Consider the following 20,167-nt stretch of genomic DNA (forward strand, 5'->3'; position numbering starts at 1 on the left):
CTATCGCTCAACCGAAAAGGGGCAGCCCTTCGCTTCTTTTTCCTGATAGAAGAAGTTGGGCGTTTTCACCTCGTCAACATAGGATTGATGAAAAACAGGCGTCGCGGCCGGTGAAAGCGGCGGGATCAGCCAAGACCATCTGCCTGTAATATCCCGGTCATTCTTATGCTCTCGTTCTTCAAACCGCATAAACTGCTGAGCCGCGGTATGGTGATCAACGATCGTTACTCCGCACTCCCGAAAGGAATGCAGCACCGCCACGTTCAACTCCACCAGCGCCCTGTCCCGCCACAGAAATGCTTCGCGGCTTGAATCCAGCCCCATGACCGATGCGACCTTAGGAAGCATATTATAACGCTTTTCGTCTGCGAAGTTTCGCGCGCCGATCTCCGTTCCCATATACCAGCCGTTAAATGGAGCGGCCGTATAACGGATCCCCCCGATCTCAAGCTCCATATCCGATACCATCGGAACGCCGTACCACTTCAGGCTTAGATCCGTGAAAGCTGGAATATCCGGGTGTGAGATCGGCACCTCGAGTACGAGCCCCCGCGGAATGTCGAAGAGGCGCGGCGCCCGATTATCCATCTGCAGGACAAGCGGCAGGACATCGAAAGCGGTGCCCTCCCCAATCCATCCGAGCTCACTGCATTGCCGGGTAAACGCAATCGAGGCAGGATCCCCTATGATGCCATGCGCAGTCTCATATCCTGCATAACGAATCAATTGGTGATTCCATATACGGATCTGCCGTTCACTGTCCACCGCTTGCCTGAATACCGTGATCGCAGGCCGAATCTTCCCGCCATTTGTAGCCTTTTCGATATGCTGGAATAACGTTCCCGCCATTTCTTCCTCTGTCTCCACGTTTCGGGCATCGAATACTTGAAGCGTCTCCCAGAATAATCGCCCAATACAGCGGTTGCTGTTGCGCCAGGCTAACATCGCGCCGTACCGAAGCTCCTCATAAGTATGTTCATAATAACCCTGCTGATCCACGGCACGCGTGATATCAATCAAGCGGTTATTGATCTCTTCCTTCGTCTTCCCCAGTTCCCTGTAACATAGATCGATAAATTGTCCGGCTTCTTTCAACAAAAATGAATTCTCTTTCATGCTGTGTTCTCCCGTCCATGTAGATACAATTTATTATATAGAAAACCAGCCGTACTTCCAAACCGATCTGGCTCCGGAGAGGGATTTGTTGCTTGCTGAATTCTTGTATATAATTAATTAAGTTACGATCTAACCGAATGGAGGAAGCATATCATGAATACATTTGTGTATCACAACCCGACCCGGCTTTTCTTCGGTCAAGGGACGCTGGATCATCTTCATACGGAAATTCCAAAATACGGAAATAACATCCTTCTGGTGTACGGCGGAGGAAGCATTAAGAAAAACGGCCTCTATGACAAAACCATCGACCAGCTGAAGCAGTTTGGCGCCAACGTATTTGAACTCTGCGGCGTCGAGCCTAACCCGCGGCTGACTACCGTCCATCGGGGCGTTGAACTATGCAAGAGCGAAAACATCGATTTCATCCTTGCCGTTGGCGGCGGAAGTGTCATTGACTGCGTCAAGGCCATCGCGATCGGCGCAAAATTTGATGGCGATGTATGGGATATCATTACCCGCAAGGCAACCGGCGAAACTGCCCTTCCGTTCGGCACCGTGCTTACGCTCGCTGCCACAGGCTCAGAGATGAACTCCGGCTCTGTCATTACAAATTGGGAAACAAAAGAGAAGCAGGGCTGGGGCAGCCCGCTTGTATTCCCGCAGTTCTCCATTCTTGATCCGGAATTCACCTTCACGGTACCTAAAGATCAAACGATCTATGGCATGGTTGACATCATGTCGCATGTCATTGAGCAGTATTTCAATCATACGGAGAATGCGCCGGTTCAGGACGGCTTCAGCGAAACGATCCTGCGCACCGTTATCGATACCGCTCCTAAGCTGCTGAATGATCTGACGAATTACGCTTACCGCGAAACGATTCTGTACAGCGGAACGATGGCCCTTAACGGCACATTGTCGATGGGCGTACGCGGAGACTGGGCAACCCATAATATCGAGCACGCGGTAAGTGCCGTATATGATATCCCGCACGGCGGAGGCCTTGCCATTCTGTTCCCGAACTGGATGGAGCATGTCCTCGATGAGGGCGTTGGCCGGTTCAAGCAGTTTGCCGTGAACGTATTCGGCATTGATCCTTCCGGCAAGAGCGACCGCGAAACAGCACTGGAAGGCATTCAGGCACTGCGTTCCTTCTGGTCCTCGATCGGCGCTCCAAGCCGCTTGGCCGATTATGAGATCGGTGACGAGAATCTGGATGCCATGGCTGACAAAGCAATGGTATACGGCCCATTCGGCAACTTCAAGAAGCTTGACCGCGACGATGTGCTCGCGATTTACCGCAAGTCGCTGTAACTCGGCGGCAAACATACAAAGAGGCACCCACACAGGGTGCCTCTTTGTATGGCCTTATTTTGCGCCTTCTGCAATCTCCTTGACCATCTCGCTGACGGAGATTAAGCCGCCGCCGGAGAGGTACCAGTAATTCGGGTCCAGATAGACGATGTTATCATTTTGATAGGCCTTCGTATTTTTCACCAGATCATTCTCGAGCAGCTGCTTGGCTGTCGTATCGCCGCCTTCCACGGTTGCGCCGCGGTCGATAACAAACAGATAGTCCGGGTCCTTCTCGGTGATATATTCGAAGGAAACGCTCATGCCATGCGTCGATACTTCAATGTTGTCGTCGACAGGCGTAAAGCCGAACACCTCATGAATGATGCCAAACCGCGAGCCTGCTCCATAAGCGCTAATAGCGCCTTCATTCGCCAGGATGACCAAGGCATTCTCACCGCTTGCCGATGCTGTTTCATGCAGCTCATTTATCGATTGCTCCAATGAGGCCAGCTCTTGCTCCACCGCCTCCTCTTTGCCAAAGATCAAGCCCAGCGTGTACATATTCTCGGTGAACGACTCCATATATCTCGAATTGTCCACACCGATATAGATCGTCGGCGCTATCTTGTTCAGCTCTTCATAAGCGTCACCCTGTCTTCCGGAAATAAGAATCAGATCCGGTTCAATGGCATTTATTTTTTCGAAATCCGGCTCCTTTAAGCTGCCTACATTCGCATACTTGGCATCTTCATATTTCGAGAGATAGGGAGGAATATTCGCCTGCGGGACACCTGCCACCTCAACGCCCAGCTTATCCAAGGTGTCAAGGGCGCCAAAATCAAACACAACGACCTTCTCCGGATTTTTCTTCACCGTAGTTTCACCCTTCTCATGGGTAATGGTGATATTTGTCTCATCCACAGCTGCCGGCTCTTCTGCCGTGTTGCCGGTTGTGTCCTGAACTGCAGGCGCAGGCGCCGCGGCCGATATGTCCCCACTCTCCGTCTTGCTGCCTGATCCGCAAGCTGCCAGCACAATGATCATTACGATTGACAATACGATTAAAGAAAGCTTTTTACTCATTTCTCTTCACTCCTATGATTAATTTTAAATGTTACCAGAACCATAACACCCAGCTGTCATCATCTCTTATGTAAAATAAATCCCAATCCGGTTGCTGCCAATTGTCTCCACTTGGATGTCCATATCATAAATTTCTCTCAATACCTGTGAGTCGATGATTTCCTCGGTCCTCCCTTCCCTGATAATCTTTCCGTCTTTCAGCGCGACGATATAATCGGAGTAACAGGAAGCGAAATTGATGTCATGCAGCACGATAATGACCGTTTTGCCAAGCTCCCTGGCCAATCGCTTCAGCACCTTCATAATTTGCACGGAATGTTTCATGTCCAGATTGTTCAGCGGTTCATCCAGCAGGATGTACTCCGTATCCTGGGCCATGACCATAGCAATGAATGCCCGCTGTTTCTGCCCGCCGCTCAACTGGTCAAGGTAGCTGTCCTGCATCTCCTGCAAATCCATATAAGCGATCGCCTCATCGACATGCCTCCAATCCTCTTTGGTCAACCGCCCTTGCGAGTAGGGAAAACGGCCAAAACAGACAAGATCCTTTACGGTCAGCCGGATATTGATATGATTGGATTGCTTCAGGATCGAAATTTTCTTGGCCAGGTCGTTGCTTTTGCATTTCCCGATCTCCGCGCCATCGATATAAATCTCACCGCTGTCTTTGGTAATGAGCCGGCTGATCATCGATAAGAGCGTACTCTTGCCCGCCCCGTTTGGACCGATGAAAGACGTAATTTTTCCTTTTCTTATGTTCAGTGAGACCTGCTCGACCACTTTCTTGTTCCCATATTGCTTGGAAACATTTCTTACCTCTACCATACTTTTTTGTTCTCCCTCAATAGAAGATAGATGAAGTAGACTCCGCCGATAAAGTTGATGATTACGCTGATCGTCGTGGAGAAGGTGAACACCCGCTCGACAATGAATTGCCCTCCCACCAGCGCAGCAATGCTAATTAGAATCGAGCCCGGGATCAAGATCCGGTGCCTGTAGGTTCTCATTAATTCATGCGCAACATTCGCCACGAGCAGCCCAAGGAAGGTGATCGGGCCGACTAGCGCGGTAGATACCGACATGAGGATGGCAATGACGATCAGCAGCCTTTTGACCACGTAGTCATAGGGAACACCAAGGTTTACCGCATGTTCTTTGCCAAGCGACAGCACATCCAGGTATTTCATGAATCGCATGACATAGGCCGCGATGAGCGCCATGATGATGACGGAGATCATCAGCAGATCCGTATTTACATTATTGAAGCTGGCGAACATCCTGTCCTGGACGATCAGAAACTCATTTGGGTCAATGAGCACCTGCATAAAGGTCGACATACTGCCAAACAAGGTACCGAAAATGATGCCGACAAGCAGCAGGAAATAAATGTTTTGCCCCTCCCGCTTGAACATCACCTTGTATAACACACCCGCAAAAAGGACCATCAAGCCTACCGTTAGCAGAAAATGCAAGTTTTTATGCATCATCGTTAACGTCGTTGACCCGAAGACAAATACGACAAACGTTTGAATGAGCAGGTACAGGGCATCCAGGCCGATGATGCTCGGTGTCAAAATCCGGTTGTTCGTAATCGTTTGAAACACCATCGTCGAGAAGGCAATGGCTCCGCCCGTTAACACAATGGCAGCGATCTTTTTCAGCCTTCTTGGGATCACATAGTCCCAGCTGCCTTCAACCTGAAAGAACAGAAAGACCGCAATAAGCGCAAACGACAAGAGGGCGAGCAGCGTGATTTTCACAATCATATTACGATGCATAAGCTATTCTCCTCATGAGCAGGTAAAGGAAAATACCGCTGCCAATGACACCGACGGTCAAGCCGATCGGAATCTCATACGGGTAAATAATGAGCCGGCCCAAAATATCGCATCCCAGCACGAACACAGCGCCCAATAAAGCGGTATGCGGCAAATTCCGCTTCAGGTTATCCCCCTGATAAATCGCCACGATGTTCGGAATCACAAGCCCCAGGAAAGGAATCACGCCTACAGTTAGGATAACGACAGAGGATACAAGAGCAATAATAATAAGCCCGATATTGACGACCTGCTTGTATTTAAGCCCCAGGTTTACCGAGAATTCTTCCCCCATGCCCGCAATCGTGAACCGGTTGGCGTACAGGTAAGCGATGATGACCAGCGGGATACTGATGTAGAGCAGCTCGTAACGCCCTTTGACGACCATCGAGAAGTTTCCCTGCAGCCAGGATGAAATATTCTGAATGAGGTCATGCTTATACGCGAAAAATGTCGTGATCGAGCCTACAATACTGCCGAACATCAGCCCGACAAGCGGAATAAAAATCGTATCCTTGTATTTGACCTTATCCAGAATTTTCATGAAAATAAACGTTCCGGCTAGTGCAAATACAAATGCAACGAGCATCTTCTGCAGCGGCGTCGCCGAGGTGAAGAGCATCAGCGACACGAGCACGCCAAGCCTCGCGGAGTCCATCGTTCCCGCTGTCGTCGGCGATACGAATTTGTTGCGGGTAAGCTGCTGCATGATCATACCGAGAATACTCATGCTTATGCCGGCGATAATGAGGCTAACCAGTCTTGGAAGGCGGCTAACCAATAGGGTTTGGGCCTGATCATCAGAGAGCTGGAACAGATCCAAGGGCGTAATATTTTTCACGCCGATAAATACCGAGATACTAGACAATACAATAAGGGCCATGACTAAATATCGTTTTCTCATCGTTTTTCCTTCGTACCGTTCGTTATTTTGAATCAACTAACAAAGATTATCATTCTCAATAGAGTATCAAGCGGGGGCCTATATTTCCCTCTTCACCTCTCTTCTGCCCTTCACTTGCAAACAACATTCCCCGCTTCGCCAGAATTGAGAATCATTATCATCATATACGTCTATTGTACAACAATCCTTCTATTGTTGAATGGATATTCCACTTTTACACATGGACATTTCTTACCGGACGTTGTAATTGATTGACCATCTGGTCGACCAAGCTTTCATGGAAGGCCGCGTTGTATAACAGCGGCGGCTCATACCGTATAAAAAGACAATGCTTTTCCGGCTGGTCCTTTTTCAATTCCCTCCACTCCGCTTCAAGCCCCGCGCAAAAATCATCTTTCGCAGTAGTAGGGGTCAGAAACAGCACATTGCTGCAATCAAGAGCCGCAATGTCGCGAAGAGACGGCGTATCGAGGAAACTGATCCGCTTGGCAGGCGCCGGCGGTGTCATCTGCAAATCATCATAGAACAAATCCTTCATCTTTCTCCGCAACATGCCGAATACACGGAACCATCCTTCATGCGCGCTCACAAGCAGAAAAGGCGTCTCCCCCAAATGTTCCCGTATGTGCGTCCGTGCGTTCAACACTTTCGCATCAAAATAAGCGAGCCATCGCTCGGCAACCGATGAAAGCCCGAGAACACGGCTAATTTCCAGCAGCCTCTCCTTCCAGGGGGCTCCCTTCCAATGCAGCATGACAACAGGCGATATCGTAGACAAGGTGCGATATACGTCATCCGGAACGGGAGGGGTGAAGATCAACTCCGGCTGGCAGCGCTCGATTGTCCCCATGTACTGCTCCGGATGATCCGACCAGCCTCTGGGGAGCGTAAGCGCAGGAGTGATGCCCAGCACAGACAGATCTCCCTGAAAAACCGGCGATAGATTAGCAATTCGTTTGCGGGCTAATGTTGAATAGAGAGTTGGCGTAATGCCCATATGCTTCTTAAACAGGCGGCTGAAATACAATTCATCGCTATACCCGATTGAGTGCGCCACCTCTAGAATGGAAGCGGTGGAATTGGCAAGCAGGGAAAGCGAGGCATTCAAGCGCACGTTGGTCATAAACTTATGCGGGCTCAGACCGGTATGATGTTTAAAGGTTTGGTAAAAGCGGCTCGGGCTTGCGCCCGATTGGCGTGCGAGCTCTTCCATATCCATGTCCGTGTCACAGCGCTCCAGCATCCTCTGTTTGATTTGCTTCACATACGACATCAGCTCATCCTCTGCTTGCTCCGGACCTGGAAGTCCTGCCAGCATCGAAGAAGCGAACGCATACAGATGTGACAACCGCTGATAATGAAGCGCCAAGCTATCGCCCTCACTGCGGGTAAAATCCTGCATCCACGCAAGCGCCTGAGGGATACGATGCCTGTAAACTCTGCTTTCCCGCTGCCTGCCTGCTCCCTGCTTCATGCGGGCAGTAATCAGGTCTTTGCCTTCTTCCCATTGAAATCGTATCATCACGATCTGCGAAGCGTGCGGAGATGGATTATGTATTAGGCAATTCCGATTAGGCGGAACAAAAAATAATTCCCCGCATAATACTGTCTCTGCGAGGAATTGTCGATCGGGGTTCAGATTAATCGTAACGTTCTCTTTCGTGACATATCCGAATCGCGGTTCATTCTGATTGGGTACCGCTAGGGAGAGTCGCCCTTCTATCGTGTATTCCTCTGTGGCGATATAGCGAAGAGCGAATCGCTCGGGAAAATGATGGAGAGCCATTCGTTCACATCCTTGCAAGAGTAGTCAATTATCCTCAAATAGTAAACGATATTGATTCTCAATGTCAATTAGTTTCCCGGCTTGTACTGCTAGCTTGACAGTGCTTTGTTCTTCTTCCAGCGTGAATAAATCGATAGCGTAACGAGCAGAAAACCGCCGTATATGGCAATGCTGATTAACATATTTCCAGGCTCGGTCATCAGGCTGTCTCCAACTACCGCAAATAAGAGCATGGAGGGCACTTTACCGAGCAATGAGGCAACCGCATATACGCCAAAAGAGACACGGCTCACTGCGGAATAAACATTGACAACAATTGACGGAATGATCGGAATTAACCGGGAAAACAGGATCGTCAAAAAGGCATTCCGCTCAAACATTTCCGTGAGCTTGCCTACACTGCTGTAACGATGCAGCAGCTTTATCGCCCATTGCTGGTATCCGTAACGAACAAATAAAAACATAAGTATGGACGCTGCGGAAGACCCCACCCAAGTTAAGCTTCCCCCGAGCACCGGGCCAAAAGCCGCCCCGATGACCCCGCCGACAATCGGATAGGGAATGACCGGAAACAACGCCATAAGCGTGGCCATGACCATGACCAATATGACATTGTTATCTTCACGAAACCAGGTCAGAAGCGCATCTCCATTAACATAGATGACATAAGCGATTCCTAAATAAAGGACAGCTATACTGAGTTTCTTAAGCATCGAAATTCTCCTAGAATCTATTAAGATGACCAACAGTTCCATCATAACCTGTAATAGCGGCCAGAGCAAAAAATGTTAGCAAACCTAATAATCGGCTTATACTCACATGACATTTCTGAACTATACTTAACTTATCCTTCAATCGAAAGAGGGTTTAGTAATGCCGAGAAAGGTGAACAAGCTGGTTCAATATCCTTTTCAAATCGAGCTTCATGTAACGCAGGTTGAAACGCGGGAAGGGAAAGGCGTGGTGATCGATAGGCACGGTGAGTGGATTCAAGTTTTCCTGCCGACACGCAATAAAGTGGTGAAGACCAGCCTGTTTCTCGTAGAAAAGCTGCTTTAGCATTTTGCAGTCGGATCGTTATCAGGTACAATAGAACCAAGTGTCCATACGATCGAAGCGACTACAAAATATGAGGTGGAAATGATGGGCCAAGGGCCGGATACCGCTACACAAGAAGCAATAATAGCAACCAAACATTCTGAATCAAACCATAAACGATGTGCTCATTGTAAAGAAACGAAACCGCTGTCCGAGTTCCTTCGCAGGACAGGCAAGCGTCACGGGAGCGGGACCCGCCGCGGCGCATGCCGAACCTGCCGCATGCTGAAACGTAAGCGCAACCAATCTATTGCGGCTAATCCGGATTCGCTTGCAAGCGCCGACCCCTCAGCCGCTCCCATGCCGCCTAAGCGGAGGATCAAACGTCCGCTGCCGACCCCTCCCCCTAAACCTAGCGGCCAGAATGGACCGGATGCATCTGTACTGCGGCCGAACCGTCACGGCATCGTCTGGATGCGCGGCAGAACGGATAAAGGCCGGCGCTGGCAGCAGGAATCGGACTTGGAGACAGCTGTCACGCTCGTACGTGAGCATGCTGCTGTCGTCGTGAACCGTCACACGGTTCGCCGATTGTACAGCAACCGAAATTTCCGTCAATATATATTAACGCGGGATCAGTATACCTGCTTTTTCTGCGGGGATTACGGCGATACGATCGACCACCTGCTGCCCCGTGCAAAAGGCGGCCATACGACGCCTCTTAACTGTGTCTGCGCCTGCAATCTGTGCAACCAGAGCAAGGCAGACCGCAGTGTCGACGAATTTATCGAATCGGCTCATGATGAATAAGAAGAACTGCATCAACAACGTTAAACGAAGGAGCTATCCTAAATCTTTTGATTTGCGGGACGGCCCCTTCGCTATTGTATCTATTCCGTTTCTTCGTAAGGTCTATTCCCTACACCGTTCAGCAGATCTGTCCCGTGGAACTCCTCTTGCGGCGCCGCGGGATCGACCGGATCGATGATTCTGTCCTCCGGCTCCTCGAGTATGGGGTCTTCCTCTACTCTAAGAACCGTTTCGGAAGGATATCTTTCTATCAGCTCCTCGGTCGCATCCGGAACACCCGCTGCATCCGGCTCTTCCGTAAAAAGCCCGAATTCGGGATCAATATCCTTCTCGGTGACCAAATCGTCTACTCTATCGTCTTTTTTCATAGCCATGATGAACGCCTCCTACACAAGATTCAGATATCAGTATCAGTCATATCTTACCCTAATACACCATCATCTGAACCTTCGGCACGGAATTGCCCAGTGGCGCTGTGAAAAAAGCCGACTGCGATCCCTTATCGCCTGCTTCTCGCCGGCTCTCGCCATCCCTGGAAAAGGACAATCTCCTGTTACAACAGCTCCTGCATTACTTTAAAATGGCATCGATCCGAGCTAACTCCTCGTCGGTAAAATCCGGTACCCGCAGCGCGCCGACCGCATCTTCGATCTGGCTGGCTTTACTGGCTCCGATCAATGCAGAGGTTACTCTACCGCGGCGCAGTACCCATGCCAGAGCCATCTGGGAGAGCTTCTGTCCCCGCTCCATGGCTAGCTCATTCAACTGTTTGACCTTGGCAATTCTCTCTTTGCTTAGATCCTCCGGCTTCAAGAACACGCTCGGACCAGCCGCGCGGGAATCCGGCGTTATTCCCTCCAGATAACGGTCTGTCAGAATGCCCTTCTCCAAAGGAGAGAATACAATCGATCCGATTCCTTCCTCATCCAGCACATCCTGCAGCCCATCTTCAATCCAACGAGACATCATCGAGTAATTCGGCTGATGAATCAGACATGGCGTGCCGAGCCGCTTCAATATTCGCGCCGCTTCTCTCGTTTCCTCCGGACGATAGTTGGAGATACCCACATAAAGCGCCTTGCCTTGCCGGACGATAAGGTCCAGAGCAGCCATCGTTTCTTCAAGCGGCGTATTCGGATCCGGACGATGGTGATAAAAAATATCCACATAATCCAGCTGCATCCGCTTCAAGCTTTGATCCAGGCTCGATACCAGATACTTCTTGGAGCCCCATTCTCCATATGGCCCGGGCCACATGTAATAGCCCGCCTTGGTGGAAATGATCATCTCATCGCGGTATGCGGAGAAATCGTCCTTCAACACCCTGCCGAATGTTTCCTCCGCCGACCCTGGCGGCGGCCCATAATTGTTAGCCAGGTCAAAATGGGTGATCCCTAAGTCAAAGGCTCTGCACAGCATCGCGCGGCCATTCTCAAATACGTCGATCCCTCCGAAATTGTGCCACAAGCCCAAGGAAATCGCCGGCAGCCTCAAGCCGCTCGTTCCACAGCGGTTATATGTCATGAGCTCATATCTTTCTGGATTTGCTGAATAGCTCAATGTTTGCTCCTCCTTATTGTACTGAATATAGCCACGAATCCTCCAACTTTCCTTGTAAAAGGATGCTTATATTATATCATTACTTCCATAAAACGGACGACGAAAAAAACACCTCCGCATATTCCGGAGATGTCTGGAGCATCGATATTGGCTGTCTACGCTTTTATCCTCAGGCCAGGCTTTCTCTGTGCGGAAGGTGTGGCGCCCAGCCCAGCTTCCTTGGCTAATATATACATCGCGCAGCTCCAGCCCAGCGGGGTGTTGGGATTGGCTTTGGCTGTGCCGCCATAATAAAGCTCCGGCAAAATCCCGGGTGCCGTCATTACCTTCTCAGTCCTTTTAATGTAGTGCTCCGCCTTATCCCAGTGCCCTAATTCCTGATGGCACAGGGCGAGCCATGGCAAGCCAAACGTCCACTCCGCCTCCGAACCGAGATAAAAGTCCCGCGAGCAGGCTCTGCCGTATTGCTGCTCGAGCGTACTGTAATAGCTGTCTCCCTCATAACGGATGACGCCCCGTTCGCGGAGCAGCCGCTTTTCCACATTTGAAACAATCGTCTCGCCCAGCAAACCGGTAAACAAGCGATACGGATAAATGAGACTTAACTGTGCTAAATCGACGAATTTATCATTGCTTTCTCTCGGAAAAAGTCGCAGAACCGTTGTCAGGCCCCGTTCAATCAGCTCCTGCGGCACGTGGACTACGCCAGCCACCGCTTTCAAGCCCGCAACACAGGCGCCGACGGATGAAGAATGAACCTCACGCCACTCTTCCCACATTCCATTATCGGTATCGTGCCAATACTCCACATTAGCCAAGTAATTCACAAGCTTCTGTATCATCTCAACATCTTTCTCATCACGAAGCATCGGCCTGCCCCGCTTGAGCCCCAACCCGATCCCATACAGGAAAGCGCCTACCATATCATGCTGAATATGTCCCCAGCTTTGATCATGAATCTCTCTCACATTATCATGCGTATAGCGGGCATGGATATACTCCCACTCCGAACGCGGCCTGTGCCGGCATAAAATATCTATTTTCCATTCATATTCTCTAAACAGATCCAACAAGCGGTAATACGTCTTTTCGTAGCGATTTGAAGGCTTATCTACATAGGGCAAAGACATATACACGCAATCGCGTATCCACACATATCTGTACTCTTTAGCCGGGCTTGCAATATACAAGCCATGCGGCAAACAAAGCTGATCTAGAGCCTTGTAACTTTCGGACAACATAACCGATTCCTCCTCTTGGTAGAGATAATCCCTGTTATCCATTGTGGCCCGAATCTATTTATATTAAACGGCCGCCCCTGCAGGTACTTTACTCTCCTTGATCTTCCAACCCAATCACTATAGGATATGGCTCTGACTGAAAAAGTGTTAATAAAAAAAAACGCCCGGAATCGAGCGCCCTGTATCCATCCGATATGATGTTCCGTCACAGGCCAATAGGCAGCGTGATCTCGACGGTAATTCCTTTCCCTTTATTTCTTTTAAAAGACATCGTTCCGTGATGGGTTTTTATGATTTTGTAACACATCATCAGCCCAAGCCCATTGCCTTTCTCCTTCGTGGTATAGAACGGCTCGCCAAGCTTCTTTAGCCCTTCCTCGGAAACGCCGATTCCTTCATCAATGAAGCGCAGCAGAAGCTGCCTCTGCTGATCGATTCCTGCTTGAATCAATAGCTGTCCGCCCCCCGGCATCGCCTCGATTGAATTTTTAATCACATTCATAAAAACCTGCTTTAATTGGCCTTCGTCGCACAGCACACTCGGCATCTCTACTTCGAATTCAGTCACGATGGACACATTGTTAAGTATCGCTTGGGTTTCCAACAGGTAGATCACATTAGTCAGCAGGGGCCGGATATCTCTCTGTTCGGTCCTCATTACCTCCGGTTTGGCAAGCGCCATGAATTCATTGACAATCGTATTGATGCGATCCAATTCGTCCAGCATCAATTGAAAGTAGGACTGATCGCTGCTTGCTTTTGATTTCAGCAATTGGGTAAATCCCCTTAAAGAGGTGAGCGGATTGCGTATCTCATGCGCCAAACCGGCCGCAAGCTCTCCGATGGCGGATAGCTTGTCCGAATTTCTGAGAAACTGCTCGGTTCGTTTTCGCTCCGTCACATCGACAACCATTCCCGTAATAGCAGGCATGCCATCGAATATCATGGCCGTGCCATGCCCTTCGACAAAGATAACGCTGTTGTCTTTTTTGCGGGCGCGGTATTGAAAGCCTAAGCTGTTAACCCCCTCAGACAGCCTCTTTATATCATTGCTGAACAGCTCCTTGTCCTCTTCCTCAACAAGATCAATGGCATCCATCTGGTAGATCTCTTCCGGCGTATAACCGAATACTTCGGCAAACCGGGGGTTCGCATAGCTGATCCGGCCGTTCTGATAGAGATACACCCCGACGATGCCTTCTTCAACCAGGCTTCTATACTTTGATTCCGCTTGTATAAGCGCCCTTTCCATCCGCTTGCGCTCTGTCAGGTCTCTGACAACGGTTTGGATAACAGGCTTGCCCATAAAGGTTGTAATCAGCACGCTGGATGTTTCCACTTCAACGATCGATCCATCCATGCAGACCATCATGTTCTCAATAAAATCCAACACCTTGCCCGACGATATATGATGAATTCGCTGTTTAATCATTTCATGCATGGCAGGGTGAATAAACTCAAACACCGATCTCCCTAAAAGATCCCCTTCGCTTTTCGCTTTAGCAAGCTTTACTGCCGCATCATTAGCATAGATCAGCGTCTCTTCGCTATGTACAATAATCGGTTCCGGCGAAAGCTTAATTAATCTCCGGTAACGTTCTTCGCTTTGCTGGAGCAGTTGTTGCGTCTTTTTATGTTCGGTTATATCGACAACCATGCCGGCAAACACCAGCTCGCCGTTCAAGTCGACGGTTTCTCCAAAGCAATCCATCACTAATACGCTGTTATTTTTATGCAGCGTCTGGACCTGATAATGGAATTTTTTATTTACTTCATGCTGCTTAGACGTGTCGATCTCCATCATCCACTGATCTTCAACAGGAATTAAGGATAACGGGTCTTTGCCCTCCATTTCCTCCTCGGTGTAGCCGAGCATGTTCGCCAGGCATGGATTGCAATAAATAATACGTTTGCCGTGATATACAAACAAACCAACGGATGGATTGTCGGTTAGTGATCGAAATAGTGGATGATTTTTAAATAAGGATTCAACGTTATCCCGATTTATCATATGCGGCCCTTGTTTTTCATGATGAACCAATCCCTTTCACCAACCCCGGATAACATAAGTAGTCTTTCTATCCATATCATATACGAGATTCAAAGAATGAGGAATATTTTTGGCGCCTTTTCAGCAGCTCGCTCTCACTTTTTGTGAGAAATAACAAGCAGGCTGACCGCTGCGATCCCCCGCAATGATCAGCCTGCTCCATGTTATGTCGTCGTTTATCCCCGGCATTCAATAATCATCTTCGTATACGTTGCCGCTAATTGCTCCGCTACCTGCTGGTTAACGCTGCCGGCAAACACCTTGAATACCGGCTCGTCGCTATCCGGCAGGATTAACGTCCAGCCCTCGTCTTGGATAATCTTGATGCCATCGATTAACTCCACTTGCTGTCCCTTGGTTTGCTCCATCAAAAAGCGCATCACTCTTCCCTTGTCGTTCCATGGGCAGGCCACCTTCTTCGTCAACAGCGTAAAATCAGGGATCATGCCGATCAGTTCAGCAAGGCTCATCTGTTTCTTGGCCATGATCTGCATAATATGGGTTAATGTATACAGCCCATCCCAATACACATGGAAGCCATGATCCTGGCACCCTTCCATGATCGAACGCGGATCGGCTTTGGTGCGTATGACCTGCTTATTGTACTGCGCAGCTAAGATCTCTGCAATATTCGGAGCGTTTACCGCTACGTGAAGCGCCATGGCATCACTGCTCTGAATCTGGATCATGAGTTGAAGTACAGACAAGATTTCAGCGCATACAACCTCCCCTTCATTCGTTACCAAAACGGTAAGCTGCCCATTTCCGTCGAGCCGGATGCCTAAGTCCGCACCGGTCGCCTGCACCCAACGTGCCAGCTCGGAAGGGGTCGATGTCATGCGGTTAAGCTGGATCACTCTGCAGCCCAAGGACTCCAGAAGCTCCGGCATAATCTGATGCAGGTTGAGATAATCATACTCCAGTACGACCGTATAACCTTGCATATTGCCTTCCACTAATTGGAGCAGCTGCTCCCTGTATAAGATTCGAACATTTTGGCAGTCCCTTGTTCTGCCCACTTGGCAAAGCTTTATGAGGCGGAAGTCGTCCTGATGATATGCATTTTCGATTTTTCGTTCCATCGCCTTGCTGATGGGAAGTCCGGATTCATCCATAAATTCAATCACCAATTGCTCGTCATCTTCACTAGGCAGCATTCGAATATGAATACCGCCTGCGCAATCCATATGGCAGGTGGCAAGCCGGGATACAGGGGTAGTCACGGCACCGTAATCATACGTGTGGATACCGGAGGCATGCAGTCCAGCCACGAAGGATTCGGCAAGCATGGCGGCAAACGGAGATGCATCGTGGCCGACGCCAATGGTTGTGCCGATCAACTGCGTTGTACCAAAAGCCATCGCCAGCTTATTCGTAAAGTTCGTCGTCATATCTATGCCGCAGGTGCCTTTGACACCCAATTGCCCGAACAAATTGCGGGAAACCCGCTCCCCGACAATAATGGAGCATTTGACCGATGTATGATCTTCTATGATTTTACCCGGATAAATCTTAATGCCGGCCTGGACGAAGCTTTTCATTCCAATCTGGCTTCCGTCTCCCACGACCGCTTCTTCATCAATCTTAGCTCCGGAACGCAGAACCACGTTGTTACACAAGGTTGCTCCTTTAACCTCAGCACGCCTTTCGATATAATTGTTCTTCCATAAGACAGAACGTTCCAAAGAGACGGAACGGATGATTCGCGATCCGGCGCCCACAACGGTATATTCGTTCACCTGGGCATCTTCCTCAATGATACAGCCGCTTCCAATATACGCAGGTCCTGTTAATGAGGCGCCGTGATCGATGACTGCGTTATCCCCCGCCCATACTTTAGGCGCGACCTCCACCCCGTGTATGGTGACCTCGACTTTGCCATCCAGCATGTCGAACTGGGCTTGACGGTATTGGGATAAGTTGCCGATATCCGACCAGTACCCTTCCGCAACATAACCGTACAACGGACGGTGATGCTGCATTAATAACGGAAACAGGTCTTTGCTGAAATCAAATTCCTGTCCGCGGTCAAAGTACTGAAAAATCTCCGGATCAAGCACATAGATGCCCGTATTTACCGTATCGCTGAATACTTCCCCCCAGCACGGCTTTTCAAGAAACCGGATAATCTCCCCGTGTTCATCTGTCATGACGACGCCAAATTCCAACGGGCTCTCCACATGCGTCAGCACTAGCGTAGCCGCCGCTTTCTTATCGTGATGGAAGTCGATCGCTTTCTTCAGATCAAAGTCCGTCAAGGCATCTCCACTGATTACAATAAAGGTTTCGTCCAGAAACTCCTCCGCATTCTTCACGCTTCCGGCCGTACCAAGCGGGCAGTCCTCTTCGAAATAATGCAATCGCACGCCGAATTCGGAGCCATCCCCGAAATAATTGCGGATCACTTCGGGCAAATATTGCACAGTGACAGCGATGTCTCTAATTCCGTGTTTTTTGAGCAGCTCAATTGTATATTCCATTACAGGGCGATCCAACAAAGGTACCATCGGTTTTGGTGTATTGCTGGTAAGAGGGCGCAAACGGGTCCCCTTTCCACCTGCCATAATTACAGCTTTCATCGTTCATCCCCCTTAAGTACAATATTTTCCCCGGCTGCGGCGAGCTCCCGGTAAAAGAAGCCGCCCGCTCCTCGATCTAACAATTCGTTATACGCTGCGCAAGTTTGCGCTGCAATCCGTTCCCAGTTATAGACCGTATTCACTTTATGCAGCGCTTTTTGGACCATAGATTGGGCCATCGTTTCCTGCTTCAGCATCTTGATCATATGCTGTGATAAGGACAAGGCATCTCCCGGAAGCACAGTGAAGCCATCCTCACCGTGGTTGATAATCTCATGCAGTCCGCCTACGCCGGATACAATGACCGGAGCACCGGCCGCCATCGCTTCCAACGCGACGATCCCGAACGGTTCGTAGTGACTTGGAAATACTGCTGCTGAAGCCATCTGAAGCAGTTGATTCCGCAGCTCATCAGTAATAAATCCGGCAAAGAACACTTTGGACTCAATTCCCAGTCCCTTGGCTGTCAGCTGAAGCTCTTCCAGCATCGGCCCTTTCCCGCCGATGATAAATTTGGCTTCCGGACAGCTTTCCAATACAGCGGGAATACTTTCAAGCAGCGTATGTACACCCTTCTCCCGTACCAGCCGTCCGACGAAAAGAACGATCTTTTCTTGGGGCATCGCAAAATGCTCTCTAATATCGGCATCTGACTTTTCCGCTTGGAACATCCGCGGATCCACTCCGTTAGGAATAACATCCAGCTTGCCCTGCGGCAGGCTGAAGAGCTTTACGACTTCATGCTCCATATAACTGCTGCATACAATGACACGCTTCGCTTCATAGGCGAGCTGCCATTCCAAATGGTGAATCGTATGCTGCTGCTCTGTATACAAGCCCTGGTTGCGCCCATGCTCCGTGGCGTGGATCGTGGCGATCAACGGCAGCTGGAACTTATGCTTGAGCGTTTTCGCAGCTTGGCACACCAACCAATCATGCGCATGTATAAGATCAAACGGACCGTAACGTGTGATCAAATGATTACAGTAGTCCGTCATTGCCAGATTAAGCTGGAATATCCAATCCATAAAACTCAGATCTTTGGCCTGATAGGTCCTCACGCGATGAACGTGAACACCCTGATTGATCTCATAGCTCGGATATCCGTTGACATGCGAGGTAATGACATGCACCTCTACCCCCAGCAAAACGAGCTTTTGTGACAAGTCATACACATGTCTGGATAAGCCTCCAACCACCATTGGCGGAAACTCCCAGGACAGCATGAGCACTTTTAGCCCATTATGTTGTTTTGCTGCGGCAGCAGCCGGCGCTTTATCTGCAGGCCACCCGGACAAGTAGATTCTATAATCGAGATCAGGAGCAAGTGAATCCCGCTGCTCCACTTCTTTCAGCCATTTTGAATCCAGCGTGTCCTTGATTAGATCATCATATATCCGGCGGAATCTCCCGATATGCTGTTTGGTCCGCCTAACCGCGTAATCGACCATCGTTCTGGCGTCCATAATAAATGCCCAATCACTGCTTTGCGCAAGGAGCAGCTCTCTCGCCGCTTGATTCAAGGCTCTTCGCTTAATACCGGCAGCATCCGGGAAGCGGTCGGCAAGCTCGATCATCTGCTCTTCCATATGATGCAGGTGCCGGTAGATCCATTCGTTATATTGTCCGAGCCATACTTCCCCATAACCCCCTCTTCCCCAACTGGAAAAGGTCAGATCACACTGTTGATTTTCCGGATACTCACGCAAATATTCCGCTGGTGTCACCATCTTGACCGTTTCCTGGTTATCATGAAGCTTGCGGCACAGATTATCGATCCAGAGCGGTCCCTCATACCACCAATGGCCGAAGAGCTCGGCATCATAAGAGGCGACAATAATCGGTTTGAGGCCCATTTGTCCGCGCAGGTATTCCACCTGTTTCTCCCGGTTAAATATGAAATTGCCCGCATGCCGGGCCGCTTTCTCCCGCGCCCACTCCGGATGATACAGCTCCTTCGGCTGATCGTTGCCGGTAATGCGGTAATATTTGATCCCTGTATTGTGGCGAATGCCTGATGCATGCAAATACGGTTTGAGGTATTCGTAATCCAGATCGTACCCAATATCTTTGTAATACTCCCGATAGTCGTGATCTCCAGGGTATCCCTCCAGCAAACTCCATACCTGCTTGGATGTTTCGTGGTCTCTTGCGAATGCGGCCACTCCATGCGGGGTAATAACGGGGGCATAGACGCCGTGGACCGGCTGGGGTCTGGCGTGCTCCACACTGTGTGTATCGGTAAAGAAAAATGCAATGCCGTACTCATGTAAGATTCGGTCGATTCCTTCGATAAAGCCGCATTCCGGCAGCCATATGCCCCGGGGCGCTTTCCCTAGATAAGAGGTATGTATACGAACCGCATTCGCAATCTGCGAACGTAAAGCCTGCTCCGTCTTTACGTAAGGCAAGAAGGCATGGGTGGCAGAAGAAGTGATCAATTCCAGATGGCCGGAATCCTGGAACCGTTTGAAAGCTGTAATGAGATCCCCATTAAAAGCTTCCGTATAACGCTCTCTCGTATGAAGAAACCGGATCAGGTACAGGCTTGCAAGCGGGTTGACCTTTTCATCATCCTTCGTCCGCACATTTTCCTGTTCAGCCAGTGAAATCAGATTGTTCAAATAGCTCAAATATCGTTGCTGCAGCATTGGCTTTGCCAGCATCGACAATAACGTCGGGCTTAACGATAAGGTAATGCGGAAATCAACCCCATCCGCAGCCAGCCCTTCGAATACATCGAGAAGCGGAATATAGGTTTCCGTGATGGCTTCAAACAACCATCGCTCCTCCATATATTCCTCACTCTCCGGGTGGTGGATAAACGGTATATGGGCGTGTAAAACGAGTGATAAATACCCTTGTGCCATCTGAGCAGCTCCCC

General features: G+C 49.7%; 16 protein-coding genes. 3 read left to right on the top strand and 13 right to left on the bottom strand.

From position 1 onward, the window contains the following. A complete protein-coding gene (locus tag IEW11_RS03875; RefSeq protein WP_188529206.1) occupies positions 1–1,116 on the bottom strand; it encodes a nitric oxide synthase oxygenase in 1,116 nt (371 codons plus the stop codon). A 153-nt stretch (positions 1,117–1,269) separates the two neighbouring features. On the opposite strand from IEW11_RS03875, the gene IEW11_RS03880 reads away from it, so the two are divergent. After that, the gene (locus tag IEW11_RS03880) at positions 1,270–2,433 is read left to right on the top strand and encodes an iron-containing alcohol dehydrogenase (protein WP_188529208.1); all 1,164 of its coding nucleotides are present in this window, start codon (positions 1,270–1,272) and stop codon (positions 2,431–2,433) included. Between the two features lie 54 nt (positions 2,434–2,487). On the opposite strand, the gene IEW11_RS03885 is transcribed toward IEW11_RS03880, so the two are convergent. The 6 genes from IEW11_RS03885 to IEW11_RS03910 form a co-directional block, all read right to left on the bottom strand. Next, positions 2,488–3,498, bottom strand: a complete 1,011-nt coding sequence (locus IEW11_RS03885; protein ID WP_188529210.1) for a siderophore ABC transporter substrate-binding protein — start codon at positions 3,496–3,498, stop codon at positions 2,488–2,490. Positions 3,499–3,564: 66 nt separating this feature from the next. After that, on the bottom strand, positions 3,565–4,323 hold the full coding sequence (locus tag IEW11_RS03890) for an iron ABC transporter ATP-binding protein (protein ID WP_188529212.1): 759 nt from the start codon (positions 4,321–4,323) through the stop codon (positions 3,565–3,567). Beyond that, the gene (locus tag IEW11_RS03895; RefSeq protein ID WP_188529502.1) at positions 4,317–5,264 is read right to left on the bottom strand and encodes an iron chelate uptake ABC transporter family permease subunit; all 948 of its coding nucleotides are present in this window, start codon (positions 5,262–5,264) and stop codon (positions 4,317–4,319) included. The genes IEW11_RS03890 and IEW11_RS03895 overlap by 7 nt, the downstream gene beginning before the upstream one ends. A 1-nt stretch (position 5,265) precedes the next feature. Beyond that, positions 5,266–6,219 carry an ABC transporter permease gene (locus tag IEW11_RS03900; RefSeq protein WP_188529214.1) on the bottom strand — a complete coding sequence of 318 codons (954 nt, stop codon included), beginning with the start codon at positions 6,217–6,219 and terminating at the stop codon, positions 5,266–5,268. 214 nt (positions 6,220–6,433) lie between these two features. Beyond that, the gene (locus tag IEW11_RS03905) at positions 6,434–8,005 is read right to left on the bottom strand and encodes an AraC family transcriptional regulator (protein ID WP_188529216.1); all 1,572 of its coding nucleotides are present in this window, start codon (positions 8,003–8,005) and stop codon (positions 6,434–6,436) included. A gap of 89 nt (positions 8,006–8,094) precedes the next feature. Then, positions 8,095–8,718 (bottom strand): TVP38/TMEM64 family protein, encoded by a 624-nt coding sequence (locus IEW11_RS03910; RefSeq protein ID WP_188529218.1) that lies wholly within the window; start codon positions 8,716–8,718, stop codon positions 8,095–8,097. 160 nt (positions 8,719–8,878) lie between these two features. Between IEW11_RS03910 and IEW11_RS03915 the strand changes: the two genes are divergently transcribed. Both IEW11_RS03915 and IEW11_RS03920 read left to right on the top strand, forming a co-directional pair. Continuing rightward, complete coding sequence (locus IEW11_RS03915; RefSeq protein ID WP_188529220.1) at positions 8,879–9,064, top strand: hypothetical protein; 186 nt, start codon at positions 8,879–8,881, stop codon at positions 9,062–9,064. An 81-nt stretch (positions 9,065–9,145) separates the two neighbouring features. Continuing rightward, positions 9,146–9,853, top strand: coding sequence for an HNH endonuclease (locus IEW11_RS03920; protein ID WP_229724942.1), 708 nt, complete (start codon positions 9,146–9,148; stop codon positions 9,851–9,853). Positions 9,854–9,933: 80 nt separating this feature from the next. Here IEW11_RS03920 and IEW11_RS03925 read toward each other — a convergent pair whose 3' ends face one another. The 6 genes from IEW11_RS03925 to IEW11_RS03950 all read right to left on the bottom strand — a co-directional run bounded on the left by IEW11_RS03925 (position 9,934) and on the right by IEW11_RS03950 (position 20,153). Next, positions 9,934–10,227 (bottom strand): hypothetical protein, encoded by a 294-nt coding sequence (locus tag IEW11_RS03925; RefSeq protein WP_188529222.1) that lies wholly within the window; start codon positions 10,225–10,227, stop codon positions 9,934–9,936. 196 nt (positions 10,228–10,423) lie between these two features. Further along, positions 10,424–11,413 (bottom strand): L-glyceraldehyde 3-phosphate reductase, encoded by a 990-nt coding sequence (gene mgrA, locus IEW11_RS03930; RefSeq protein WP_188529224.1) that lies wholly within the window; start codon positions 11,411–11,413, stop codon positions 10,424–10,426. A gap of 155 nt (positions 11,414–11,568) precedes the next feature. Next, complete coding sequence (locus IEW11_RS03935) at positions 11,569–12,654, bottom strand: glycoside hydrolase family 15 protein (RefSeq protein ID WP_188529226.1); 1,086 nt, start codon at positions 12,652–12,654, stop codon at positions 11,569–11,571. 205 nt (positions 12,655–12,859) lie between these two features. Next, entirely contained in the window at positions 12,860–14,665 is a 1,806-nt protein-coding gene (locus IEW11_RS03940) for a PAS domain-containing sensor histidine kinase (RefSeq protein WP_188529228.1), read from the bottom strand. 215 nt (positions 14,666–14,880) lie between these two features. Beyond that, the gene (locus IEW11_RS03945; RefSeq protein ID WP_188529230.1) at positions 14,881–17,283 is read right to left on the bottom strand and encodes a sugar phosphate nucleotidyltransferase; all 2,403 of its coding nucleotides are present in this window, start codon (positions 17,281–17,283) and stop codon (positions 14,881–14,883) included. Then, on the bottom strand, positions 17,280–20,153 hold the full coding sequence (locus tag IEW11_RS03950; protein ID WP_188529232.1) for a 1,4-alpha-glucan branching protein domain-containing protein: 2,874 nt from the start codon (positions 20,151–20,153) through the stop codon (positions 17,280–17,282). The genes IEW11_RS03945 and IEW11_RS03950 overlap by 4 nt, the downstream gene beginning before the upstream one ends. Between the last annotated feature and the right edge of the window lie 14 nt (positions 20,154–20,167).

The organism is Paenibacillus abyssi, from assembly GCF_014640295.1.
GTDB classification, from domain to species: Bacteria; Bacillota; Bacilli; order Paenibacillales; family Paenibacillaceae; genus Paenibacillus_D; species Paenibacillus_D abyssi.